General features: G+C 44.0%; 16 protein-coding genes and 1 tRNA gene. 10 read left to right on the top strand and 7 right to left on the bottom strand.

All coding sequences use genetic code 11. The features are described 5' to 3' along the window. Window positions 1-232: 232 nt before the first annotated feature. Window positions 233-3496 carry an ATP-binding protein gene (locus QUB37_RS14690; RefSeq protein WP_333163124.1) on the bottom strand — a complete coding sequence of 1088 codons (3264 nt, stop codon included), beginning with the start codon at window positions 3494-3496 and terminating at the stop codon, window positions 233-235. 396 nt (window positions 3497-3892) lie between these two features. Between QUB37_RS14690 and QUB37_RS14685 the strand changes: the two genes are divergently transcribed. The 6 genes from QUB37_RS14685 to QUB37_RS14660 all read left to right on the top strand — a co-directional run bounded on the left by QUB37_RS14685 (window position 3893) and on the right by QUB37_RS14660 (window position 10741). Beyond that, the gene (locus QUB37_RS14685) at window positions 3893-4831 is read left to right on the top strand and encodes a circadian clock protein KaiA (protein WP_333163122.1); all 939 of its coding nucleotides are present in this window, start codon (window positions 3893-3895) and stop codon (window positions 4829-4831) included. A gap of 188 nt (window positions 4832-5019) precedes the next feature. Further along, window positions 5020-5334, top strand: coding sequence for a circadian clock protein KaiB (gene kaiB / locus QUB37_RS14680; RefSeq protein WP_006632119.1), 315 nt, complete (start codon window positions 5020-5022; stop codon window positions 5332-5334). A 346-nt stretch (window positions 5335-5680) separates the two neighbouring features. Then, window positions 5681-7243 (top strand): circadian clock protein KaiC, encoded by a 1563-nt coding sequence (kaiC, locus tag QUB37_RS14675; protein WP_333163120.1) that lies wholly within the window; start codon window positions 5681-5683, stop codon window positions 7241-7243. 674 nt (window positions 7244-7917) lie between these two features. Continuing rightward, the gene (locus QUB37_RS14670) at window positions 7918-8121 is read left to right on the top strand and encodes an EAL domain-containing protein (protein ID WP_333163118.1); all 204 of its coding nucleotides are present in this window, start codon (window positions 7918-7920) and stop codon (window positions 8119-8121) included. 242 nt (window positions 8122-8363) lie between these two features. Beyond that, window positions 8364-9119 (top strand): alpha/beta hydrolase, encoded by a 756-nt coding sequence (locus QUB37_RS14665; RefSeq protein ID WP_333163117.1) that lies wholly within the window; start codon window positions 8364-8366, stop codon window positions 9117-9119. A 5-nt stretch (window positions 9120-9124) separates the two neighbouring features. Further along, window positions 9125-10741 (top strand): diguanylate cyclase domain-containing protein, encoded by a 1617-nt coding sequence (locus tag QUB37_RS14660; protein WP_333163115.1) that lies wholly within the window; start codon window positions 9125-9127, stop codon window positions 10739-10741. Between the two features lie 72 nt (window positions 10742-10813). Here the strand turns inward: QUB37_RS14660 and QUB37_RS14655 are convergent. Continuing rightward, window positions 10814-10886: transfer RNA gene (locus QUB37_RS14655), tRNA-Arg, on the bottom strand. Between the two features lie 368 nt (window positions 10887-11254). On the opposite strand from QUB37_RS14655, the gene QUB37_RS14650 reads away from it, so the two are divergent. From QUB37_RS14650 to QUB37_RS14635, 4 genes are all read left to right on the top strand, one after another. Then, window positions 11255-14122: an ATP-binding protein gene (locus QUB37_RS14650; protein ID WP_333163113.1), complete on the top strand. Its 2868-nt coding sequence runs from the start codon at window positions 11255-11257 to the stop codon at window positions 14120-14122. Continuing rightward, on the top strand, window positions 14115-15551 hold the full coding sequence (locus tag QUB37_RS14645; protein WP_333163111.1) for a response regulator: 1437 nt from the start codon (window positions 14115-14117) through the stop codon (window positions 15549-15551). Before QUB37_RS14650 ends, QUB37_RS14645 begins: the two co-directional genes overlap by 8 nt. Before the next feature lie 125 nt (window positions 15552-15676). Then, window positions 15677-16072, top strand: coding sequence for a response regulator (locus tag QUB37_RS14640; RefSeq protein WP_333163109.1), 396 nt, complete (start codon window positions 15677-15679; stop codon window positions 16070-16072). Next, window positions 16069-18675 carry a PAS domain S-box protein gene (locus QUB37_RS14635; RefSeq protein ID WP_333163107.1) on the top strand — a complete coding sequence of 869 codons (2607 nt, stop codon included), beginning with the start codon at window positions 16069-16071 and terminating at the stop codon, window positions 18673-18675. The genes QUB37_RS14640 and QUB37_RS14635 overlap by 4 nt, the downstream gene beginning before the upstream one ends. 104 nt (window positions 18676-18779) lie before the next feature. Here QUB37_RS14635 and QUB37_RS14630 read toward each other — a convergent pair whose 3' ends face one another. From QUB37_RS14630 to QUB37_RS14610, 5 genes are all read right to left on the bottom strand, one after another. Further along, entirely contained in the window at window positions 18780-19868 is a 1089-nt protein-coding gene (locus QUB37_RS14630) for a response regulator (protein WP_333163105.1), read from the bottom strand. Between the two features lie 124 nt (window positions 19869-19992). After that, window positions 19993-21495 (bottom strand): ATP-binding protein, encoded by a 1503-nt coding sequence (locus QUB37_RS14625; RefSeq protein WP_333163103.1) that lies wholly within the window; start codon window positions 21493-21495, stop codon window positions 19993-19995. Window positions 21496-21586: 91 nt separating this feature from the next. Beyond that, window positions 21587-21739, bottom strand: a complete 153-nt coding sequence (locus tag QUB37_RS14620; protein WP_333163100.1) for a hypothetical protein — start codon at window positions 21737-21739, stop codon at window positions 21587-21589. A 306-nt stretch (window positions 21740-22045) separates the two neighbouring features. Next, a complete protein-coding gene (locus QUB37_RS14615) occupies window positions 22046-22492 on the bottom strand; it encodes a response regulator (RefSeq protein ID WP_333081177.1) in 447 nt (148 codons plus the stop codon). 48 nt (window positions 22493-22540) lie between these two features. Continuing rightward, entirely contained in the window at window positions 22541-25336 is a 2796-nt protein-coding gene (locus QUB37_RS14610; RefSeq protein WP_333163098.1) for a PAS domain S-box protein, read from the bottom strand. Between the last annotated feature and the right edge of the window lie 4 nt (window positions 25337-25340).

The raw sequence follows: 25340 nt of genomic DNA, 5'->3' as shown, positions 1-25340 counted from the left end.
GAGTTAATATAGCAGAAGGAAGAAGGAAGAAGGAAGAAGGAAGAAGGAAGAAGCAATAAAATCAATCATTTCAGCCATTAACAACTTCCTAACCGTCTTGTCGGTTGCTATAAATAACGCTTCGCGGTTTTCCGTTAAAGAATTCCAAAACTCTGTTTGCACTCAGAAATAAGAGTTTGTATTTACTGGTTTAGAGAGGACTGAAGTCCTCACTAAAAACCTGGTAAATCCTTCATTTTCTAGAACTTGAGTGAGTTAATAAAGCCTGTTGAATTTTGTCTAACAATTGTGCTGCCGATAAGGAAGAAGGCAAAATTTTGGCAGATACTTCTTGCAGTAGAAAGTCGATCGCCTCGGATTCCGAATTTACAGCAGACCGATAATCCCAGACTAAAATTGGCAGTTTTACTGCCATTTGCCGCAGGTTTGATAGGGCCTGCAGCATAGCGGTTGATTCTGAGGGGGCATCTCGCAAGCACAGCAAAACTAAGTCAACGCTTTGATATTGCAACTGCTGCAAAACTTCTGTCCAGCACGGGGCGATCGACCCTCGAAATCCTGCGGTTTGGATGTACTGAATCAAAGCTTGAAAGTTGGGAGTAGAAAAGCGGGAATTGGGGAGGGGAATGTCGGCATTTGTCGATCGAGCGCAATGTTCCAATTCTTCCGTCGGGTTCCCCCCAGAAGAGGAGTGCAAATCGGGTAAAGTCGAAATGTCAGCAAATAAAATGCTGGGCTTCCAACTCATACCCGCAGCAACTTGAATCACTTGCCACAAAGCACTTGGCATTAACCCGGTAGGTGAAGTTTCACTGTCGTCGGGACTGCTAGTGGCTAAACAGGGAAATACCGACAATCCTTTGACTTTATTTGCCAGTTGTGTAGTTCGGGAGTCTAAAGTCACCAAGGGGAGAGAACCCAAATTTCGAGACCGACTTAACTGTTCGATAAAAGCTAAGGGGTTTTGCAGTTGACTTGTACCATCCAAGACGATCGCGTCGGGCCGCCAAATTCTGGCCACGAGTTCTGCTTGGCCGAGGTCGTCTGCTTCTAAAACCCGGCAGTAGTTGGGGTTGAGCAGTAAAGCGGAACCTTGAGACGAACTGTTTTGCGGGCTGAGCCACAACACGGTTAAAGGACTCCTTACTTTGGGGCTACTAGCATTACTGTGACCGATCAAGTCTGCCAGCAGCCGCCGCAAAGCGGGTTCTTCCACCGGCAAGCTCAAAAAGCCTTCGGCCCTGTTGACACTGGCCCGTTCTTTTTCGCCTCTGGTGGCTGTGACGATCGCCGGAATCGATCGGGTATCCGGGTCACTCTTGAGCAGCGTTAGCACGTCCCAACCCGACAGCAGTGGCAGCAGCGGGTTGAGGAAAATCGCTTCGGGACTGAACCTGCGAGCTTTTTCCAGCGCTTCGGTGCCGGAACGGGCGACTATTACTTGGTAGCCCAAACCTGAGATGACGTTGGTTAAATCTTCGATATATTTGGGAACTGCTTCGACTATTAATACTAAACGAGAGCGAGAATTGGCGGTCAGAGTCGGATATTGGGGTTTTAATAATTCTTCCTCAGCAGCTCCCGGTGCCGAGGCTTCTTCGCTGCTGTTTCCCGGAGGATTTGGTGGCAGCAGCAGGGTAAATTGAGAGCCTTGGTTTTCGGAGGAAATAAACGAAACGTCTCCGCCGTGGAGCCGAGCTAGGCGTTGAGTCAGTACCAGTCCCAGTCCGGTTCCTTGAAAGCGCCTGGTGAGGGGGCTTTCAAGCTGTTGGAATTTCTGAAATATCAGGTGCTGTTTGTCGGCGGGGATGCCGATGCCAGTGTCCCAAACTGTGAATGCGAGCCAGCCTTCCCAAACATTTACTTTCAATCCGATTTTGCCGCCGAGTTCGGTGAATTTTAGGGCATTGGAAAGGAGGTTAACCAGCATTTGCCGCAACCGCAGTTCGTCGGCAATTAAGTGGCTCAGTCCCGGTTCTATTTCGAGTGTAAATTCTATTTGGGCGGAGGGTTCTGCGTTTGCTGTACCGTCCGTTTTGCTCGCGCCTGGAGGATTTTTTTCTTCTTGCTGTTGCAGTTGTTTTGCTTGTTCAAAGGCTCTTTGGCAGGTTGATGCTATTTCGACCGGTTCGGGAATTAGTTCTAGCTGACCGGTTTCCATCCTGGTCAAGTCTAAAATATCGTTAACTATTGTCATCAAATGCCGCCCGCTTTTATGGATTAGTTTGGCGTAGCGTGTTTGGCGATCGTTGAGTTCTCCGATCAATTTATCTTTGAGGAGGCTGGACAAACCGAGGACGGCGGTGAGCGGGGTTTTTAGTTCGTGGCTGATGCAGGATAAAAATTCGTCTTTTAGTCGGTTGAGGTGGATTAAATCTGCGTTTTTCGCTGCTAATTCTTTGGCGACTAAATGTTCTTCGGTGACATCTTGTCCCATTACTAAAATTAGCTTGTCTGAGAGCGGCTGTTTGACAAATTGCCAGATCCGTTCTTGATCTTTTTGTACGGGGCAGTCGCAAATATAGGTATCTGGTTTGCCGGCGGTGGGGCACCAAGCTGGAGCGGTTAAGGTTGAGGGGGAGGCGGCGGCGTACAAGGGCAGCGGGCAACTGGTGGCTGCGGTTGAATCACGCGCGGCGAAGCTATCCCGCAGGGAATCGCCCGATCTACTTGCTCCTACTAGGCTCCTGCATTCTTTGGTGATGGCCTCTAACTGCACGCTCTTGTATTCGCTTGTTAAATGGCTTGGTTTGCGGGGCGAGTTTTTACCCAAATTTGCTGCTGGTTCTGGAACGGGTTCTGGGCCTGCTCCCAGCAAAATCCGCCACGCTGCGTTTTGGCTGACTATTTGTGCGGTAGGGGTTTGCAATCTCAGAGGCAGGGGGAGTTTTTCTAGGAGTTGGACTAGGGATTTCAGGTTTTCCGAAGGTTTCAATCCTGCTTCTAGAAAGCGCACTTGAGCGTCTATGGCCGTGGCGATGGCTTCGGAAACTGGTCTTAATTCGATTTCTTTGACGGCTGTTGCCTGCTCTGTGAGGCTACAGAGCGAGCTGCTGTTAAGTGCGGCGAATTGCAGCAGGCTCAGGCTGTCTAGCATTCCTAAAAATTGACCACTGGCATCTGTGAGGGCGATCGGGCTGTTTGATGAAATGCCGGCGGTTTGGCGGTTTGACCGGGCTGGGGTGTTCTGTTCCTCTGTTTGCAGGTACTGCCAGAATTCGCTGACGCTCATAGCGGCGGGTAATGCCCTGACTGGTTCGATCGCGATCGAGCTTTCTGACAAAGGTTGCTGCCCGTCGTTTGTGCGATCGGCTCCCCAAGCCCAAAGGCTGCGGAGGTATACTAATCCCAGCGGCTGTAGCTGTTCGTTGACTACTGCGACTCGATCGCAGTTGCAGGAGCTGAAAATTGACTGCAGCGATGCTAGCGCACCCGTTTGGAGGCACAGGGGCACTGGCTCGATAAAATTTTTGAGACTGGGGGTGGTGAGTGGCATAACAAACCTGAGAGTCTGCTCGCGAGAGCAGTAATATTTTTGATGCTCAATGTAGCTGCGAATTTCTGTATCTTATTTGTTTTATATCAGTTCGCTATTAGGCTCGGTACCCGCACCAAGACCGGGGAGTTCGATGCCTACGCCTGATTTGAGGCGACTAGCAATTATTTTAAGGCTTAAGCTTAATTGCAGAAATCACGCTCAGGGTGCTTGACACAAAAACCACGGAGTACACTTTGATTCTTCCTCTGGTAGAAGCGCATCACTTATTTTGCGGTTAAGATTGGTTAAAATAAATATTGAGATGATTGTTAAAATGTTAAGTTTTTTGTAAAGGAGATATCAACTCTGAGCGATCCAGCACTTTCAGGCAACTTAGGTGGTGCACCTACAGCTTTGCTTCCTCAACTGTCTATCGGTATTTTTGTCCACTCTAAGGAAATCGCAGCCTCTGCGATCGAGCTTTTGAGAGGCGAACGCTATACTTTAACGCACCTTAAGTCGTCAGTGGAGCTTTTCGGGTTCATTAAGCACAATTATCACCTTGATTGTTTGGTTTTGGAGGTGGATGGGGATCTGCGATCGCTTCTGGGCAAGCTCCAAGAACGATCGCTATTTTTGCCGGCTGTGATTTTTTCGCCTCACGCGCAGGTAGATGGCAAGCCCGAAGCACCATATTCAGATGGTTTTGAGGCTGCTGCCAGTACCGCCGCCAACAAGAGTCAAGACGAAAGCTGTGCTTTTTTTTATCACCCTGCTGAGGTGCAACTGGCAATCGCTCGATCGAACGAAATAGCTGCAGGTATCGATCAGGCGATCGCACAATTTCTCAAACTTTCAACTCCGGTTCCTGTCAATTACCAATCCGTAACGGTCGATGCGACAGCCCAATTGACTGCTCAAAGTTTGCTCAGCCGACAGCAGCGGCGGCTGGCGGAAAAATTACGGGAGCGATTAGGATACTTAGGTGTGTATTATAAAAGAAATTCCCAGATTTTTTTAAGAAATCTGTCGGGACCTGAGAAGCAAAAGTTTTTGGAGCAACTCAAGTTAAGTTATCGCGACATCGTTTTGAATTATTTTTCTCAAGATGCTGCGGTCAACAATCAAATAGATGAATTTGTGAATTTGGCTTTTTTTGCTGACGTTCCCGTGACTCAAATTGTAGAAATTCACATGGAATTGATGGACGAGTTTGCTAAACAGCTAAAATTAGAAGGGCGCAGCGAGGAAATATTGCTTGATTACCGTTTGACCCTGATTGACGCGATCGCTCATATGTGCGAGATGTATCGGCGATCGATTCCGAAAGAGACATATCAAAGTAGAATGTAGAACGGATTCGGCCTAATTTAAGAAAGAAAAGGTAGAAAGTAGAATCTAACAAAAAAGAAAGGAGCCGAGAAACGACCGCGCGAGCGCGAGGCGGAAAATATTATAAAATAACAAAGAACAGCGGATTTAAGACAAATAACAACTACAACTAACATCTGACAACTAATACTCAACATTTAAAAAAGTTCATGAGTCCTCTGAAGAAAACCTACGTTCTGAAGCTGTACGTTGCGGGGAATACTCCCAACTCAGTGCGAGCTTTGAAAACCCTAAAGGACATCCTAGAACAAGAATTTCAAGGAGTCTACGCGCTGAAAGTCATAGATGTTCTCAAAAATCCTCAGCTAGCAGAAGAGGACAAAATATTGGCAACCCCGACGCTGGCCAAAATCCTGCCGCCGCCGGTGCGAAAAATTATTGGCGATTTGTCCGATCGTGAGAAAGTTCTGATAGGATTAGATTTGCTCTATGAAGAACTTCGCGAAGAAGACCTGAATTCATAAGATAATCAGGTGAGAGTCAGTCAATTTTTGATTTGAGACTTCGGTTTGGCGTGAAACGTTCGGCGAGCGCGAGCGTCGAAGCGTCGAGTCGCGCTCAGTCGAACGATTTTAGATTTTAGATTTACTCAACAGATGAATCTGGGAGGTTGAAAAAAAGTCTAAAATTTTTATCTTTCCACGACAAGAGTACGTGGCACGGTATCGGTTTTTGGGCGGGGTCATTAGTCAGCAGTTAGCAGTCATTAGTTATTGAGCATGAGCCAAAACTAAAAGCTGGGTACAAAGACTCATGATCGGCGGTTAATGAGTGACAACTAAAGAATACTGAGAGTTGACAAAAATCGACATGAATGAAATTAGTCAAACGGTTCAACGAAAAGGATTGGTAACGCCAGGAGTTGAAAAAATTCGCACGATGATTGAGGGTTTCGATGACATCAGTCACGGCGGAATGCCACTCGGCAGAACCACCCTAGTCAGCGGCACGTCAGGAACGGGAAAAACTTTATTTGCCGTACAGTTTCTTTATAACGGAATTACCCATTTTGACGAAGCTGGAGTGTTCGTAACTTTTGAAGAATCTCCCACAGATATTATTAAAAATGCTTGCAGTTTCGGTTGGGATCTGGCACAGTTAATCGAGGAAGGCAAGCTATTTATTTTGGACGCTTCTCCCGATCCGGAAGGTCAAGATATCGTAGGAAATTTTGATTTATCAGCCTTAATCGAGCGAATTCAGTACGCCATTCGTAAGTACAAAGCCAAGCGGGTTTCAATAGATTCGGTGACAGCCGTATTTCAGCAGTACGATGCTGCATCGGTGGTACGCCGAGAAATTTTTCGCTTAGTTGCGCGCCTCAAACAAGTAGGAGCAACTACAGTTATGACTACGGAACGGGTGGAAGAATACGGCCCGGTGGCGCGGTTTGGGGTGGAAGAGTTTGTGTCGGATAATGTAGTGATTGTTCGCAACGTTTTGGAAGGGGAACGCCGCCGCCGCACCATGGAAATTTTGAAGTTGCGCGGTACAACTCACATGAAGGGCGAATATCCTTTTACTATGACTAATGACGGAATTAATATTTTCCCCTTGGGGGCGATGCGATTAACTCAAAAATCTTCAAACGTGCGGGTTTCTTCCGGCGATAAAACTCTCGACGAGATGTGCGGTGGCGGTTTTTTCAAAGACTCGATTATTTTGGCTACGGGTGCAACGGGAACAGGCAAAACGCTATTGGTGAGCAAGTTCTTGCAGAATGCTTGTATGAACGGCAATCGGGCGCTGCTTTTTGCCTATGAAGAGTCGCGGGCCCAGTTGTTCCGCAATGCTTATTCTTGGGGCATTGATTTTGAGGAAATGGAAGAGAAAGGACTGCTGAAGCTGCTGTGCACTTACCCGGAATCGGCGGGTTTGGAAGACCACTTGCAGAGTATTAAATCAGAAATTGCTGAGTTCAAACCTTCTCGAATTGCTATAGACTCGCTGTCAGCGTTAGCTAGGGGTGTCAGCAATAATGCTTTCAGGCAATTTGTGATCGGAGTGACAGGTTTTGCGAAGCAGGAAGAAATAACCGGGTTTTTCACGAATACAAGCGACCAGTTTATGGGTTCTCATTCGATTACGGACTCTCATATTTCTACGATTACTGACACGATTATCATGCTGCAGTATGTAGAGATTCGAGGAGAAATGTCGCGGGCAATTAATGTATTTAAGATGCGCGGTTCGTGGCACGACAAAGGAATTCGAGAATACACGATTACTGAAAGAGGGCCGCAAATTAAAGATTCGTTTAGTGGTTACGAACGGATTATCAGCGGTTCTCCTAGTCGGATTACGATTAATGAGAAGAGTGAGCTATCGCGGATTCTCCAGGGTGTGCAAGGTCAAGACGATGAGGATATTTGAGAGTTAGCAGTGATTGGTCGTTAAAAGTAGGTTGGGTTGAGCTAGGAAACCCAACTTTTTTAATTTGAGGAGTTTGTGAAGATTTATAGCAACCGCGAAAATGTTTGGGAGGTTATTAATTGCTGAAATATGAGCTTTTATGGCCTTCTTCATCAGCGCCTTTTGCTATAGCAATCCCACTCAATAGGTTGTGGTAAAAATGTAGGGTAAGTTGTTGTTCCTCTAAATTGTATATTTCAATGACATCTCAAAAAGCATAAAATCCTCTCTCTACTCGATTTGTAAACAGGTAGCCTTGCTGGTGTTAAAGTTATAGTAGGAGGTCATTCTCCTGAACTAGGTGGGGTTACTCCCGATCATCGATGTATTCCCATCGCCGAAAAAACTGGATTGATTTCGCCCGAAGAACACATGGGTTTTAGAGTAAGCTTGCTGGCAATATCAGCAGTGGCTAGCAGCAGGACTAATTCTGCCTAATATCGGGTTGAATCTCTCGGCACGTCAACTCAGCCAACCGACTTTAATCGCTAAGAGCGATCGCATTATTGAGTGTAATGATATGAAGCCAAAATATCTATAGCTAGAGATTACGGGAACGGAAATGATTCTTAATGTTGACATTGCCTACAATCTTTTGAGCCAATTATCGAAGCGTGGCACTGGGATTTTTGTCTATGATTTGGGGGACTGGCTATGCTGCTTTTAACAACCTGAAAAATTTTCCGGTTAATTCGCTCAAAATTGATCGCTCATTTGTCCGCGATTTAGCCAGCGATCCGAGCGATAGCTCAATTGCCAAAACCATAGTTGCAATCCCAGATGGCTTAAATCTGAGCATAATTGCCGAAGGAATGGAAACCCCAGCGAAATGGGAATAGTTACAAGCGATCGCCGAGGAAATCGGGCAGCGTTATATGTTGAGGAATCCGGTCATTGCTGAGTTTGCTATTCATTTAATCCGACATCCTGAATTGTTGTCTACCACTATGTGGGATCAGCAATCCTCCCTCATGAAAGGGCGCAAAAGTCTTATAATTAATTTAATTCTCGTGTCGCTCAAATGACTAAAAAAATTTTCTTACGGAATAATATCAAAGTGTTTGGACAAGGCACCCAGACAATGATGTTTGCTCATGGATTTGGGTGCGATCAAAATATGTGGCGTTTCGTAACACCGGCCTTCGAGAAGGACTACAAAATCATCCTATTTGATTATGTAGGTTCGGGACAGTCTGATATTAGTGCCTACAGTTATGAACGGTACAGCGACCTCAATGGCTATGTTCAGGATGTCCTCGATATCTGTGAAGAATTAGCATTGACGGATGTGATTTTTGTCGGTCATTCTGTCAGCAGTATGATCGGCCTTCTGTCCTCAATGCAACCTCCTAATTACTTTGATCGCCTGATTCTCCTAGGGCCTTCACCCTGCTACATCAATGATTTACCAAATTATTACGGAGGGTTTGAGCGCAAAGATATTGAGGATCTCCTCGATATCATGGAGAAAAATTACATTGGTTGGGCAAGCTTTCTGGCGCCAATGGTGATGCAGAATCAGGATCGTCCTGAGTTAAGTGAGGAACTTGAGACAAGTTTTTGCTCCACAGATCCGGTGATTGCAAGTCGCTTTGCCGAGGTAACTTTTTACTCTGACAATCGCAGTGATTTACCCAAGGTATCAGTACCTTCACTGATATTGCAATGTGCTGATGACGTGATTGCTCCCACCGAGGTAGGGGATTACCTTCAGCACCACCTACCTAAAAGTACGCTACGGCTGATGAAAGCTACGGGACATTGCCCGCACCTAAGTCATCCACAAGAGACGATCGAGGTGATTAAGGAGTATTTGAGTGTACCTCATACTACCTGATTTGTATGGCAAACATGACCTACCAGATAGACGAGCTACTCAACACGTCACCCTGTGGATTCCTCTCGTTTGCTGACGATGGTACGATCGTAATGGTCAACGCCACATTACTGCAATTACTCGGATACGAAACCGATGAACTGCGGGAACGGAAAATGGACTCCATTCTGCCAATGGCCAGCCGGATTTTTTTTCAAACCCATTTCTTCCCCCTGTTGAAGCTCGACGGTAAAGTAGAAGAAATTTACTTCTCATTAAGGTCAAAGCAGGGCAGTGATATACCCATGCTGATCAACGCTGTGCGTCGGAATCAGGGAGGAAACTTCGTCAACAACTGTATCTTGCTCTGTATCCGCCAGCGTATCCTATACGAAGGTGAAATTATTAAAGCAAAAAAAGCAGCAGAGGCAGCTATTCTCGCCCAAAAACAAGCAGAAATCGCTCTGCGGAAACAGTACAACAAGGCGATATTACTTCAAGAAATTACTCAACACATCCGTCAATCTCTTGATTTGTCTACAATTTTTGAGATTGCTTCGCAGGAGATTCGCCTGTTTCTTGATGCCGAGCGCGTCGGCATATTTAAGTTCGATCCTGACAGTAATTTTGGATATGGTGAGTTTGTTTCAGAATCCGTAGGCGAAGGATGTAAATTGGTAAGCAGAAATCTCTTGAACGACCAGTGTGGTGGTGAACAAGATCCTGATTCATATAAAGAATGGAGAATGCAGGTAGTTGAAGATATCCATAATATTGACCTTCAACACTGTTACCGCGCTCTTTGGAAACAATTTCCGGTTCGGGCTAATTTAGTTGCGCCACTGCTCAATGCAAAAGATTTGTGGGGGTTGTTATGTATTCATCAATGTTCTGCTCCTCGGCAATGGGAAGAATTTGAAGTAGACCTTGTTAAACAGATTGCTAATCATTTAGCGATTGCCATTCAACAAGCGGATATTTTTCAGAAGTTGCAGAAGGAATTGGCAGAAAGGCAGCAGGCCCAAGCGCGCATGAGAGAAATTAATCAACAACTGGCACTCTCTAACGAAGAACTAGCCCGCGCGACTCACCTCTTAGAACAAGTGGTAAATATTGATGGGTTGACTCAAATTGCTAATCGCCGCTGTTTTAATGACCGGTTAGAGCATGAATGGCAGCGGCTACACCGGGAACAAAAACCTATTTCTCTTTTGTTATTTGATGTGGATTATTTCAAACGTTATAATGATTGCTACGGTCATCAAATGGGGGATGATTGCCTGTTCAAACTTGCTCAGACTGTGCAAGAAGTGGTCTACCGTCCGGCGGATTTAGTGGCGCGTTACGGCGGGGAAGAATTTGCCATCATTTTGCCGAATACTGATATTGAAGGAGCGAGTTCTGTGGCCCAACGGATTCACGCTGCTATTCAAGCTTTACATATTCCTCACAAAACCTCTGATGTGAGCGATGTAGTTACTATTAGTATGGGGATCGCCAACTTGATTCCGATTTCGGAACTATCATCGGCTGACTTGATTGCGATCGCCGATCGTTCACTATACCGTGCCAAGCAACAGGGGCGCAATCAGTCCGCGACCTGCGACTACAGTGGCGATTCGATTTTTGACACTGATGCTTAAATCACAATAATTGAGACCGAGGACAAAAATTTGTCCCTGGTCTCTCAAAATCAGTCATTTTATAAATTTAAATGAGCACGGAGGGATTTGAACCCCCGACCCTCAGGACCGGAACCTGATGCTCTATCCACTGAGCTACGTGCCCTTGACTATTTAGAGTATAACACGTCTTGCGGAAAATGGCGAGTGCCGATCGCAAATTTCCTGGCCGGCCTCCAAACCCCTTGACCCCTGGTGGTTAAACTCGCCCGCGCGATCAAATATCAGGCTGTTCTCGAAGCCAAAGACTGCAACTTTTACCTAAATGGTAACAATAATACGACAATGGGTAAAATAATAGACTTTAATCGAGCAAACATTAGGTTTACATTCGATGGGGGTTGAGCATCTACCATAGCTAAAATAGCCCGCATCCATTCCTCCTAGCTAAGCGGCAGTAAATAAATGGTGCTGCTATTAAGACCAGTTGTGCAAATACGGTTCTAGACTAAGTTCACCAAACCTCTCAATTTTATGGTTTCTAAAATTTTAGACAAATTACCGCTGCGAACTGTTCTCATAGTTCCATTTATACTGCAAATCCTGGGAGCCGTAGGACTCGTAGGATATCTGTCTTTTAGAAACGGACAAAAAGCAGTTAATAACCTCGCCAGTCAGTTAATGAGCGAGGTGAGCTTGCGTGTCGAGCAAAACCTGCAAGTTTACCTGACAACTCCCCATCAAATCAATCAAACCAAGCTGGATGCTGTCAAGCTCGGCTTGTTAAAGATGGAAAACTTATCAGCTTGGGAGAAATATCTTTTGCGGCAAGTACAATTATATCCATATATCAATTTTACCTCAGTTGGCAACAATAAGGGAGATTATAGATCCGGTGAACAACTGTCTAACGGCTCCCGAATGATTAATGTGATAGAAACATCTACTGGGTTAAATTTTTATTCTTATAATACCAACCAGCGAGGCGATCGCACTACAGTTGCCACCATTGTCAAAAACTTTGACAATAGGCAAAATACTGCGTATAAAAGTGCCGTAAAAGCCGGCAAACTTACTTGGAGTTTGGTTTATGTTTCCTTGCTAGAGCCGACCTTAATTATCAGCGCTCTCCAACCCGTATACAGCGACAAAAATCAGCTAGAAGGAGTCTTATTTACTGCCTTGCGTCTCGACCATCTTGGGAGATTTCTTAACAGTCTCAAAGTTGGCAAATCCGGTCAAACATTTATTATAGATCGCCAGGGTACTTTGTTAGCAACTTCCACAACAGAAAAACCGTTTCGCAGTAAAGGTAATGAAAGACAATTGTTTAAAGTAGAAGAAAGCAGCAACCATTTTACTCGATCGACAGCTAAATATTTGACGACAAAATTTACAAAATTAGACCAAATTAAAAAATCCGAGCTATTGAGCTTTGAAATAGATAACAAGCGACAATTTTTAAAAGTCTTGCCGTTCCAAGACGGCAAAGGTTTAGACTGGGTGATTGTTGTAGTTGTTCCCGAAGCAGATTTCACCAAAGAAATCGATGCCAATACCCGCACAGCGGTTTTGCTTTGTTTCGCAGCTTTAGGAGTAGCTGTGGTGATTGGTATTCTGACTTCTCAGTGGGTGACAAATCCTATTTTGAGCTTAAATACAGCAGCCAAAAATATTGCTAAAGGTGAATGGAATAAAACAGTAGAAACTGAACGCTCCGACGAATTGGGGGAATTAGCCAAGTCATTTAACAGCATGGCTCAACAACTGCAACAATCTTTTGAAACTTTAGAACAACGAGTGCAAGAGCGGACGGCAGAATTGGCTGTAGCTAAAGACAAAGCGGAAGTGGCAAACCAAGCTAAAAGTACCTTTCTTGCTAATATGAGCCACGAATTGCGATCGCCTCTCAATGCAATTCTCGGTTTTTCCCAACTGATGACTCGCAGCCAAACTCTATCCCCAGAACATCAAGAAAATATTAGCATAATTAGGAGCAGCGGAGAACACCTCCTTACCCTGATTAATAACGTGCTGGATTTATCTAAAATTGAATCGGGGCGCACCACCCTAAATCCCAAAAAAATCGACCTCTATCGCCTGCTTAATGACTTGGAAGATATGTTTCAACTCAAAGCATATGACAAGCACTTGCAGTTGGTTTTTGAGCGCAGTCCCGATGTGCCACAATACGTAGAAACGGACGATTTAAAATTGAGGCAAATTTTAATTAATCTGCTAAATAACTCTCTTAAATTTACCGAGGATGGCGGTGCATGGGTCAGAGTTAGCAAGCAGTCGTCAGGCATAAATCAGCAGGCAGAAGGGGGAAATGTTGCTCAATCGGAAGTATCAACAAATACTGAAGTTTTTGCCATTAATGGTATTAAAATATCTCAAGTAAGTCAGTCGAACAACCAGATCATTTCAACCCCAAATGACTATTCAGCTTCTACCTCTTCCTTCTTCCTTCATTTTGAAGTCGAGGATACTGGGCCCGGTATTGCTACCAATGAATTAGACGATCTTTTTGAACCTTTCGTGCAAACCAAGACAGGCAAGGATTCGCAAGAAGGTACCGGCTTGGGATTGCCAATCAGTCGCAAATTTGTGGAATTAATGGGGGGTGAAATGAGTGTCTTTTCTGCTGTTGGTAAGGGAACTAATTTTAAGTTCGACATTCAAGTTATTGCGGTCGATGCGGCTGATATTGAAAGCCCAAAACCGAGCCGGAATGTTATAGGCCTGGTTCCCAGCCAACACACCTATCGAATTTTGATAGTAGACGATAAACCGCTCAACCGCCAACTGTTAATTAAAATCCTCTCTCCTTTGGGTTTTGAACTAAAAGAAGCTAATAACGGCCAAGAAGCTATTGAGATTTCGGATAGTTGGGAACCGCATCTAATTTGGATGGACATGAGAATGCCTGTGATGGACGGCTACGAAGCGACGCAATATATTAAAAGCACTATTAAAGGTCAAGCTACTGCGATTATTGCGCTGACAGCGAGCGTTTTGGAGGAAGAACGGGCAGTTATTTTATCGGCGGGCTGCGATGCTTTTATGAGGAAGCCTTTCCGGGAAGCCGATATTTTTGATGCTATGCATAAACATATCGGAGTGCGCTATATTTATGAAGATCCGGGTCAAGCTAATTTATCGGCTCTCAAAGAGGGCGATCGCGCAATGACTGCGGCTGATTTCGTGAAATTACCTGAGTCGCTGGTAGCTAATTTAAAGTTAGCTATACTGAATGCAGATATGGATTTAATTGATAGCTTGGTCGATGAAATTCGATTAAAGGATGCAGTAACGGCAGGTGCGATCGCAACTTGTATAGAAAATTTTGAGTACGACAAAGTTTTAAAGTTAATATCTCAAACAATATCACATGAATAACGACCTTCCTAGGACCGATCGCGGTAATATTTTAGTAGTTGACGACACCCCAGCTAATTTGCGACTGCTAGCCGGAATTTTGAATGGCAAGGGCTATAAAGTCCGCCCTGTACCTAGCGGCGAGTTAGCGCTTTCGGCGGCCAAAGGTATGCCTCCTGATTTAATTTTGCTGGATATTATGATGCCCGAAATGAATGGGTATGAAGTTTGCCAAAATATCAAAGCTGATGAACGAACTTGCGACATACCGGTAATTTTTATTAGCGCAATTAATGACGTACTTGATAAGGTCAAAGCCTTTGCTGTGGGTGGGGTAGATTATATTACCAAGCCTTTTCAGGTGGAAGAGGTGTTAGTGAGGGTAGAAACCCATTTAGCTATGTGCCAGTTGCGAAAAAAACTCCAACAGAAAAACAATGAACTTACAGTTACTTTAGACCAACTGCAAGCTACTCAGAATCAATTAGTGCAATCGGAAAAAATGGCCGCATTAGGGCAACTAATTGCAGGCATTGCTCACGAAATCAATACGCCGTTGGGGGCGATTCGGTCGTCTATTGGAAATATTACCAGCTTTTTGGATAACAATCTCGAAAGTTTGCCAGTTTTTTTTAAAGAACTGTCAGCCGAACGCCAGCAAGATTTCTTGCGTTTGATGTACAGTTCTAGTCAACAAAATTACTCTTTATCTACTCGAGAAAAACGGGTATTGAAAAAAGGCGTGAAGCAGCAACTCGATTCGGAAGGCATTGACAATTCTGACAGCATTGCTAGCATTTTAGTCAATATCGGATTACAAGGAAATTTGCAAGAATTCTTGTCGTTGCTCAAAGATCCTGACAGCGAAAATATTATCAAAACAGCCTACGACTTTGCTAGCATTCACAGAAGCGCCCGAACCATTGCTACCGCTACTGAGCGCGCTGCCAAAGTCGTCTTTGCCCTGAAAAATTATGCGCGTTACGATGTAAATGGGGAAAAAATACAAGTGAATATTACGGATGGAATTGAAACTGTATTAACTCTTTATCAAAACCAAATCAAGCAGGGTGTGGAAATTGTCAGAAACTATCAAGATCAATTGCCTGTGGTACTGTGTTATCCCGACGAACTCAATCAAGTTTGGACAAATTTAATTCACAATTCCTTACAAGCGATGGGCAATCAAGGAACTTTAACAATTGACGCGGTACAACAAGATACCAGCGTCTTGGTAAAAATTATTGACAGCGGTAAGGGGATTCAACCAGAGATTATTCCGAAAATTTTTGAGCCTTTTTTTACCACCAAACCTGCGGGAGAAGGCAGCGGGTTGGGACTGGATATTGCCAAGAAAATAATTGACAAACATCAGGGTAAAATTGATGTGGAGTCGATGCCCGGTAAAACAGCATTTACCGTGTCTTTGCCGATTAATTTAACTGAGTAGGTAAAGCGCCAGAGGCTGAAGTCTGGGGCTAAAATTTGCAGTCTACCCGCGCAGAATGTAGAATTTGGAAAACGGTGTACTGCCCATGCGGGTTCACCCTGCCATACTAAAGAAGGAAACTAGCGATGTCTAAATCAGCAATTTTGTGTGTGGACGATGAAGTAGGAGTGTTGGAAAGTCTGGAAATTGAACTGCAACAGGCATTTAACGGTAAATATCTTTGCGAATTTGCTGAAAGTGCTGCCGAAGCTCTGGAAATTATTGAAGAGCTATGTGAAGATGAGGTTAACATTTTAGTAATTGTCTCTGATTGGTTGATGCCGGGAATGAAAGGAGATGAGTTGCTGATTAAAATTCATCAAAAATATCCGCAAATTGTGACAGTGATGCTGACAGGACAAGCCGACAAAGAAGCAATCGAACGCACAAAAAATCAAGCAAATCTTCATGCTTTCATAGAAAAACCTTGGCGAAATCAAGAATTAATTGAAGCGATTAAGTCTGGTCTAGCAAATTTATGAGAAAACCAGTAATTATTTGTGTCGATGATGAGCAGACTATACTCGATAGTCTGGAAATAGACCTGCTGAAAGCTTTTGAAGATAAATATTTAATTGAAACGGCCCAAAGTGGCGAAGAAGCTTTAGAGTTGCTGGCAGAACTTTTAGCAGAACAGTATGAAGTTCCTGTGGTTATTTCCGATCATATCATGCCTAGTATGAAAGGAGACGAACTATTAAGGAGCGTTCATGCTATCTCGCCGAACTGTCTCAAGATCATGCTGACAGGGCAGGCTGATTTGGAGGCGGTAGCCAATGCTATTAACTATGCTAAATTGTACCGATATATACCTAAACCTTGGCAAGGTGATGACTTAAAATTAACTGTCACTGAGGCAATATATAGATATTTTCAAGATAAACAATTAGCTGAAAAACAAATAGAACTTCAGGAAATGAATCAGGAGTTGGTAAAATTAAACCGCAGGCAGGCCATGCTGATTGCCAAACTCCATGAAAACGAAAGTCGCTTGACGCAATATCTAGAAGCTATGCCATTGGGCGTGTGTGTACTTGATGCAAACGGGCAATCTTTCTACGCTAACCAGAAAGCGCGGGATATATTTGGCAAAGGCACTGTGCCGCATATTAATTCAGAGCAAAAAGCAGCAATTTATCAATTCTATAAAACCGGAACTAATCAGAGATGCCCCGTGGAAGAATTGCCAATTATGCGGGCACTTCGGGGCGAAAATGTGCGGACTGAGGGTGTAGAAATTCGTACAGCTAATAAGATTATTCCTGTAGAGAGTTGGGCGACTCCAATTTATGATTCTACAGGCGACATTTCCTATGCAATTATTGCTTTTAGTGACATAACTGAACGCAAGGAAGCTGAAGTGGCGCTAATTCAAGCTGAAGAGAAGTATCGCGGGATATTTGAAAATGCTCTAGAAGGTATTTTTCAGACGACGCCGGACGGACATTTTATCAGTGCGAATCCTGCTCTGGCGGAAATTTACGGCTACGATTCCGCGTCAGAATTGATAGAAAGTATTAATGATATTCAGCAGCAATTATATGTGAAACCGAACCGCCGTCAAGAGTTTCTGGCGCTGATGAAACAGCATGGTACTCTGTGTGAGTTTGAGTCTCAGATTTACTGTCGAGATGGCAGCATTATCTGGATTTCTGAGTATGCGCGCACAGTTTATGATGCTAACGGTGAAGTGCTTTACTATCAAGGTTTTGCTAAGGATATTAGTTTGCAAAGACAGGTGGAAGTGGAACGAATCAGGTTTACTAATGATTTAGAAAAAGCTTTGGCAGCTCAAGAAAAGTTAAATGAGGCACTGTCAGAAAGCAAAAGCCGATTGACTCAATTCCTGGAAGCGATGCCGGTGGGAATATTTGTTGTGGATGGTAAGGGTAAACCTTTTTACATGAATTCTTGGGGCGAAAGGATACTAGCCCAAGGTTTAATTTTTGATGGATGTACTGACCAATTCCCTGAAGCTTATCATTTTTACGACGCTGGAACTAATCAATTGTATCCGAGGGATAGCCAACCGATTGTTCGGGCGTTGCGGGGAGAATTTGTGCGTATGGACGATCTAGAAGTTCATGGGTCGGATCGGATTGTGCCGATCGAGGTTTGGGCGACTCCAATCTACGACGAACGGAAAAACATAGTTTACGCGATCGCAGCTTTTCAAGACATCACAGAACGTCTAGAGGTTGAAACCGAGCGCCGCCAATTCACAGACGAGTTACAAAAAGCTTTAGCAGCGGAAGAAAAATTAACAGATGCTTACGGGCGATTTGTGCCGCACGAATTTCTCCACTTTCTGGGATATGAAAGTATTCTGGAAGTCAAATTAGGCGATCAGGTACAAAAAGAAATGTCGGTACTGTTTTCAGATATCCGTGATTTCACTTCTCTTTCGGAAAGGATGAATCCCGAAGAGAATTTCCAATTTATTAATGGTTATTTGTCGCGCATGGAACCAGCAATTACTGACAATTTTGGTTTTATTGATAAATACATTGGCGATGCGATTATGGCGCTGTTTGATGGCAGTGCGGACCATGCTGTGAAAGCTGGAATTGCAATGCTACAAGAGCTTAACGAGTATAATATTAGTCGTAATCAGGTCGGTTCCCCGCCGCTGCAAATTGGCATAGGAATCAATACGGGTTCTTTGATGTTAGGCACGGTGGGCGGCCAAAGTCGGATGGACAGCACGGTGATTAGCGATGCGGTAAACTTAGCATCCCGCGTGGAAAATTTGACGAAAGAGTATGAAGTTTCGATGTTAATTACTCACAATACTTTTATACAGTTAAACGATTTTTATGATTTGAGGTTGATCGATCGCGTAACAGTTAAAGGCAAATCGCGAATGGTAACACTTTATGAAATATTTGCGGCAGATCCGCCAGATTTACGACAGAAAAAGTTAGAGACAAAGACAATCTTTGAGCAAGCTTTGGTACTATACAATAGTGACAAGTGTGGCGAAGCTATAAGATTGTTTTCGGCCTGCTTAGAAATCAACCCTAATGATAAGGTAGCTCAAATTTATATGCAGCGGTGTCTGAAAGGAGCGATCGCTCCTGCATAATACCATTTTAGAGTTGAGATTTGAGAATTGGGAATGATTTATGCCATAAGGGTTGGGAGTTTGCCTACAGTTGTATTCTTTTTGGAAACTGGTATCATCATTGTTTAGACAGGCAGGGAAACGCAAACTATGGTTTCTTGCTGCGGGAAACTTTCTATTTTAAATTCTCCTCCATGCAATTCTACAAGGCGTTGAACAATAGCCAGGCCCAATCCCAAACCTGCTTGTTGGTAAAGTTTGCGATCGAACTGCCTGTAAGCTTCTAGCTGGGCAATCTGATCGGCAGTCATGCCACGGCCTTGGTCTTTGACACACAGAAAAAAAGTCTTATTTTCCACGAAAGTGCTTAATAAAACAGGCGTTCCTTCTAATGAAAATTTGAAGGCATTGTCCAATAGTTCTTCAACAATTTTTGCGAGTCGGACAGAATCCATAGCTACCGAGGCATCTTGCAAGTTTAATTGTAAATCGTCTGTTCTATTCGCGTGTTTTGCTTGCTGCCGCGCTTTTTGACTAAGCAAAGATTTTACACAGATAAATTCGCTGTTTCGCATCTCCTTTAGCAGTTCGGGATTTGTGGCTGCTATCTCCAGTTCTGCATACAGTAAAAAGTTCTGAATCAGTCGATACAAACGATGGCCGGAAGTTTGAATTTGACCGATCATCTCTAAGATATCGGATTCCTCTAATACCTTATATTCTGACAAAATTAGCTCAGAAAAGCCCAGAATTGCATTCAAAGGAGTCCGCAATTCGTGGGGCAGCGACATACTAATATTAGTGCGTAATTCGTCTAGGGTCTTTTGAGATTGTCGGCTAATTGTTTTTTGTTTTTCAAGTCTAATAGCAATGGCTTTGAGCAGTTCTTGCGGCGTACACGGTTTAGTAATGTAATCGTCAGCTCCCAGTTCCATGCCCGTGCGAACGTCAACTTTATCGGCTTTGGCTGTGAGGAAAATAAACGGAATTGTTGCAGTCAAGGGTTCGGAACGCAAAGCTTTGATGACGCCGTGACCGTCTACTTCCGGCATCATCATGTCGCACAAAATTAAATCCGGGATTTGTTCGATCGCCAATTTGATGCCTACTTTGCCGTTAATCGCTCCTATTCCTTCAAAATTCTCGGCTTCCAGCAACTCTAAAATATTTTCTCTAATCGCTTCTTCGTCTTCTATTACCAAAATCTTAGCCACGGTGATAGCTCCTTTTAGTTAGTAGTTTGTTGAAAAAATCTGGGTTCAGACACTTGATAAGTTTGTTTGTTAGGGGCTTAATTAATCGTTAAATGGCGGATATATATAGTTGATAATTCAGTTGTTATTGACTGGGATCGCAAATTAAAGGTAAGGTAATAGTGAAAGTTGTGCCTTTTCCTTCTTGACTGTCGATCGCGAGTTGGCCACCGTGAAGTTCCACAGCCCTCTTCACAATAGCTAAACCGAGACCTGTTCCCGAAATAGTGCCGACATTTGTAGCTCGGTAAAAAGTTTCTAAGATCCGCTCTCGATCGGCTTGCGGAATGCCAATGCCCTGGTCTTGAACTTGGAAAACAGCTTCTTTGTTTTGACAGTTGAGGTGCAAGGAAACTGTACTGCCGGCGGGGGAATATTTGATGGCATTTGAGAGGACATTTCCCAAGATTTGCTGCAGCAGTTTTTCATCCATTTGAGCCTCGCAGTTGCCGCCTTCATATTGAAAGGCGATCGGGTGTTGGTTGCTGTCGTTGAGCTGCTGCTCTTCTACCAGTTGACGGCAAAATTTTTCAAGGTTTAAGGAAACCGGTTGAAACTGCAAGGTATTGGCTTCGATTTTGCCAATTACGAGGATATCTTCTAATAACTCTGTCATGCGTTTAATTGCTAATTGAATCCGCACAAAATGAGTAGATTTTTTATCTTGGGGCCACTGAGAACTGTAATCTTGCAGCAATCCAGCGGAAAATTGGATGGTTGTCAAAGGTGTGCGGAACTCGTGGGAAACCATTGTGACAAATTTAGCTCGCAGTTCTGAAAGTTCTTTTTCTCGTGCGAGGGCTTTGAGAATTTCCGCTTCTGCTCGTTTACGATCGCTAATGTCACGGGCTTCCGCAATCAGCAGCAAAACTTGTCCTGTTTCATTTTTAACAGGTTTCAGTGAGAAATCAACTGTCATAATTTGGTCACTTTTGCCTAACAAGTCGATTTCGCTGCGGAAAAACTCGCCGCGACTTGCTTTGCCGATCGCGCATTGCAATTGTTCGGAAACCTGTGGCGACTGGGCCCAAATCGCCATTTCCCAAATCGGGCGACCCACAATACCCTCCGATCGCAATCCGGAAAAATCGAGGGCTGTCTCGTTGACTTCCAGCACAATTCCTTGGGGAGTCAGCAGCTTGGTTAGCTGAAACGAAGAGTCAAAAATCGCCCGAAAGCGGCGCTCGCTTTCCCGCAGCATTTGAAATGTTTGAGATCGTTCGATCGCGTACCGGATTGTCCGCACTAATAATTGAGTAGTAATTTGACCTTTAACAATATAGTCTTGAGCTCCCAAGCGAACTGATTCGAGGGCGATCGCCTCATCGTCCAAGCCTGTCATTACCACCATTGCCGTATCCGGGGCAACTTCTCGCAGGCGAGTTAGGGTTTCCAAACCGCGGCTGTCCGGCAAAGAAAGGTCGAGCAAAACTACATCAAAGGGTTGTTTACACAATTGTGCGATCGCCTCATGCAGGAACTCAACAGACACCAGTTCCCACTCGACACCCACAGATACTTCTAACAGTTCTGCAAGCAAATCAGCATCAGCCGGATTGTCTTCTACTAACAGAATCTTAATCCACATAGCTTAGACGTTTTTGACTGTAAAAATTTTACTCTACCAATCTTAGGTTAAACTTTTTTGCTTTCCCATGCCATTTTCAACTTGAAAATTATTATTTGGGAACTGTCACCACCACCCGCCACCAATCCTCAATCCATCTCACCAGCTTAGCAACTTGACTAAAATCGATAGGCTTAGTGATGTAGCACCGGGCTGAGAGGGCATAAAACTTGAGCATCTCTTCATCGGCTGCTGAGGTTGTCATAATTACCACCGGAATCATTTTTAACTTGAGTGCTGAATTAATTTAGATCAATATTTACCCACCGTTTTTTATACCAAATCAAGCCAAGCAGAATTCAATCGGGACGGGAACACGAACTGACAAGCCTTCTTTATTCAATAATTTTATTGCTGAAACCATATCTTCTACTCTTGGGCAAATTGTTAAAAAGGTGCTGGTCGCCAGCTTTTATAAAGTCCATTCAGCCTCGCTGAGCAAATCATCCACCAGCCGAATTTCCATAGGTTAAAAATTTTTAGAGCGCTCATAAGCAAAGCATCTGTTCGTTTAATTTAGAGGAAGTTTGACGACAGCCAGCCAGAATTCCTCAATTAACCTCACTACTTTAGTAAATTCTACGAAGTCTACCGGTTTTGTTATGTAACAGTTGGCGTGGAGCGAGTATGACTTAAAAATATCTTCGGGAGCTGCTGAAGTGCTGAGGATAACTACAGGAATTAATTTTAACTTTGGGTCAGTTTTAATTTCTTCTAGCACTTCAATACCGCTTTTTTTCGGCAGATGCAAATCGAGCAAAATCAAATCGGGACGAGGTACCCTGAGATAGGGTTCTTTTCGGCGCAAAAACTTGATTGCTTCGACTCCATCCTCCACAAAATGCAAGTTATTCAATATTTTGCCCTGACTGAGGACTTCTATTGCCAAATCGGCATCGCTGGGAGAATCCTCAATCAGCAGAATTTCTATAGGTCTAACAGTGCTTCGATCGCTCATAATCGGCGTATCCTTTAAAGTATAAAAACAAAATTGAACTTTGAGGCTTCAGCTACTAATTATAGGAATAGTGAAGTAAAAAGTCGCTCCTTTTCCCTCTTGAGATACCACCCAGATCCGACCGCCGTGGCGTTCAACAATGCGCTTGCACATCGCCAAACCTATACCAGTACCGGAATATTGGCGACGGGAGTGCAGGCGCGCAAAAATGATAAAAATACGATCGGCATACTGCGGATCGATTCCAATGCCGTTATCGCGGACACTGAATACCCATTCGCTCTCTTGCCTGCAGGTAGCGATATGAACCAACGGGAGCTCTTGGCGACAAAATTTGATGCTGTTGGCAATCAAATTTTGGAATAATTGCACCAGTTGAAATTCATCCGCCATCACAGTTGGCATCGCGTCGCAGGTGATTACAGCTTTTGTTTCGGCGATCGCAATTTGCAAATTGCACATAGTTTGCTTAACCACAGCGTTGCAGTCCGCCTGCTCAAACTCCTGACCCCTTGTTCCCAGGCGCGAATAAGCCAACAAATCGTTGATTAACTGCTGCATTCTGGTGGCGCCATCGACAATATAATTAATATATTTATCTGCGCGATCGTCCAAATTTCCTTGATAGCGCTGGGCAAGCAATTGAGTGTAACTTGTAACGGCTCGGAGGGGTTCTTGTAAATCGTGGGAAGCCACATAAGCAAATTGTTCTAATTCCTCGTTGGAACGCTTCAAATCTTCTGTCAGTTGCAGCATTTGCTGCTCTGCTTCTTTGCGTGCTGTAATGTTGTAAACCAAGGCGCAACAAGACAGCAGATTACCCTGGGAGTCCATGACTGAACTGGTAGACATATCAGTCCAAATATCTTTGCCATCCTTGCTTTTGAATTTAAATTCGTGTTGTTCACCAATACCTTGCTTGTGCCGCTCGACATTTTCAATAGCTTGTGGTTTTTCCCGTTCGTCCATGAAATCAAAAAGCGACCGCCCGAACATTTCTAATTCACTATAGCCGAGCATTCGCGCCATTGCGTGGTTCACGTAAGTCGTGAGGCCATTTCTGTCAATTACCCAAATACCTTCTTTTGCTAATTCAACTATTTGCCTGTACTTGAATTCGCTTTCCTGCAAAGCTGTTTCAGTTAGTTTCCGCTCAGTGATATCTTTCATAAAACAGTGGTGACCGTTAAATATCCCTTGTGCGTCGCAAGCTTTTACCATCGTTAATTGCTTATAAAAAAACGAGCGATTTTTTCGGACTCCTCTAGCTTCAACTTCTACTTTGCCAGAAATTAGCATTTCCTGATAAGCTGAGAGCACCATTTCAACATCGCCCGGATGTAAGGTGAGCTGCCATTTCATGCCAAGCATTTGTTCCGGTTCGTAACCGCATTTATGAGCGTAAGCTCGGTTAACGTTCACGTAGCGTCCCTCAATGTCCAGCCGCGAAATGCCTTCCACCGCATTTTGCATGGCACTGGTTAGGTCACGCAGCTCTTTTTCAGCTTGTTTGCGATCGCTAATATCCTGACCTATACCCAAAAAACCGTTAATATTTCCGCTACTATCAAATAAGGCAGTTACTGACAGCAGTACCGGAAACCGCGAACCATCTTTGCGAATGTAAGTCCATTCATTTTCGTCCGCGATTTCCCGGCACGGCAAGGCAAATAATACTTGAATTCCAGGCTCTATTTTCACTCCCAATTCTTGAGAAAGAACTTCAGCTCTTTGAGCGACCTCCAGAGGCTCGTGAATTATTGCTAACGTGAATTTTCCGACCACTTCTTCTAGCGAATAACCTAAAAGTTGCTCTGCCGCCCGATTAAATGTTTTAATTGTACCGTCGGTATCTGTAGAAATAATTGTGTAGTTAGCGCTATTAAGAATTGCATTTTGCAGTTGCGTCAATTCCAACAAAGTGAGCGCAATTTTTTCGCGGTAAGCTATTTCTTTTTGCAATTTGTGGTTAGAAATTTCGATTTGAGCAGTGCGCTCAGCAACTCGATGCTCCAGAGTTTCATTGAGCCGTCGATTTTCATCTTCTACCTGCTTGCGTTCTGTAATATCAGTAATAGTACACACATAACTTTTAACCTCCCCATTTTCTCCAATTTGACCGACAGATTGACCGAATACCCAACTGGTTTGAGTGTGATTAATGCCTTGAAAGCGGTACTCAGATTTAAACGGCAATTTCTCCTGCGCGGCGCTATACCATTCAGAAAAAACCCGATCGCGGTCGTCTGGATGAATGCCTTGCAACCACCCTTTGCCCAAAGCTTCATCACAAGTTATTCCCGAAATTTGACACCAGCGCTCGTTGACATACAAGCAGTCTCCTCCAGCATCTGCATAAAATATTCCTACCGGCGAAGCTTCAGTTAAAGTTTGATAGCGAGCTTCCGTTTCTCGGCGTTCAATTATTTCTTTTTGCAGTATTGAATCGATCATCCCTAATTGAGTTGGACTCAGCAGAGTTAATGCTTGGGGAACGAAAGGAATTAATGCAAAAGCGGTGTAAGCAGAAATCGCAGCCGTAATAATTTTCAGACTGCCAGAAACCCAATAAACAGGATGCCAAAGCGTCCAAACTTCCATTATATGAGTAGTGCCGCAGCAGATAATAAAGGCTGCCAACAGCCAAAAGATGTTGCGGAAGGGTAAGTCTTTTCGCTGACCGATAAAATAAATTAGGGATAGCGGTATTGAATAGTAGGCCAGGGCAATTATAGAGTCTGACACTATGTGGAGCGCTACTAGCTCTCGCTGCCAAAGGTAACAGTAGCCTTGAGGAATATAATTTGCCGTGAATAACAGGTGATTTAAAAAGTTCCAAATCATAAAT

Source organism: Microcoleus sp. AT3-A2 (genome assembly GCF_036705685.1).
In the GTDB taxonomy this organism is placed as follows: domain Bacteria; phylum Cyanobacteriota; class Cyanobacteriia; order Cyanobacteriales; family Microcoleaceae; genus Microcoleus.
Note: the sequence above shows the minus strand (reverse complement) of the source record. Positions and strands in the feature narration are given on the sequence as shown.

Excerpts from the sequence above, each read along its gene's own strand:
- QUB37_RS14690 (WP_333163124.1), bottom strand. The coding sequence starts at position 3,496 with ATGCCACTCACCACCCCCAGTCTCAAAAATTTTATCGAGCCAGTGCCC.
- QUB37_RS14615 (WP_333081177.1), bottom strand. The coding sequence starts at position 22,492 with ATGAGCGATCGAAGCACTGTTAGACCTATAGAAATTCTGCTGATTGAG.
- QUB37_RS14665 (WP_333163117.1), top strand. The coding sequence starts at position 8,364 with ATGATGTTTGCTCATGGATTTGGGTGCGATCAAAATATGTGGCGTTTC.
- QUB37_RS14620 (WP_333163100.1), bottom strand. The coding sequence starts at position 21,739 with ATGACAACCTCAGCAGCCGATGAAGAGATGCTCAAGTTTTATGCCCTC.
- QUB37_RS14660 (WP_333163115.1), top strand. The coding sequence starts at position 9,125 with ATGGCAAACATGACCTACCAGATAGACGAGCTACTCAACACGTCACCC.
- QUB37_RS14645 (WP_333163111.1), top strand. The coding sequence starts at position 14,115 with ATGAATAACGACCTTCCTAGGACCGATCGCGGTAATATTTTAGTAGTT.
- kaiC (WP_333163120.1), top strand. The coding sequence starts at position 5,681 with ATGAATGAAATTAGTCAAACGGTTCAACGAAAAGGATTGGTAACGCCA.
- QUB37_RS14635 (WP_333163107.1), top strand. The coding sequence starts at position 16,069 with ATGAGAAAACCAGTAATTATTTGTGTCGATGATGAGCAGACTATACTC.
- QUB37_RS14640 (WP_333163109.1), top strand. The coding sequence starts at position 15,677 with ATGTCTAAATCAGCAATTTTGTGTGTGGACGATGAAGTAGGAGTGTTG.
- kaiB (WP_006632119.1), top strand. The coding sequence starts at position 5,020 with ATGAGTCCTCTGAAGAAAACCTACGTTCTGAAGCTGTACGTTGCGGGG.
- QUB37_RS14610 (WP_333163098.1), bottom strand. The coding sequence starts at position 25,336 with ATGATTTGGAACTTTTTAAATCACCTGTTATTCACGGCAAATTATATT.
- QUB37_RS14670 (WP_333163118.1), top strand. The coding sequence starts at position 7,918 with ATGATTTGGGGGACTGGCTATGCTGCTTTTAACAACCTGAAAAATTTT.
- QUB37_RS14650 (WP_333163113.1), top strand. The coding sequence starts at position 11,255 with ATGGTTTCTAAAATTTTAGACAAATTACCGCTGCGAACTGTTCTCATA.
- QUB37_RS14625 (WP_333163103.1), bottom strand. The coding sequence starts at position 21,495 with ATGTGGATTAAGATTCTGTTAGTAGAAGACAATCCGGCTGATGCTGAT.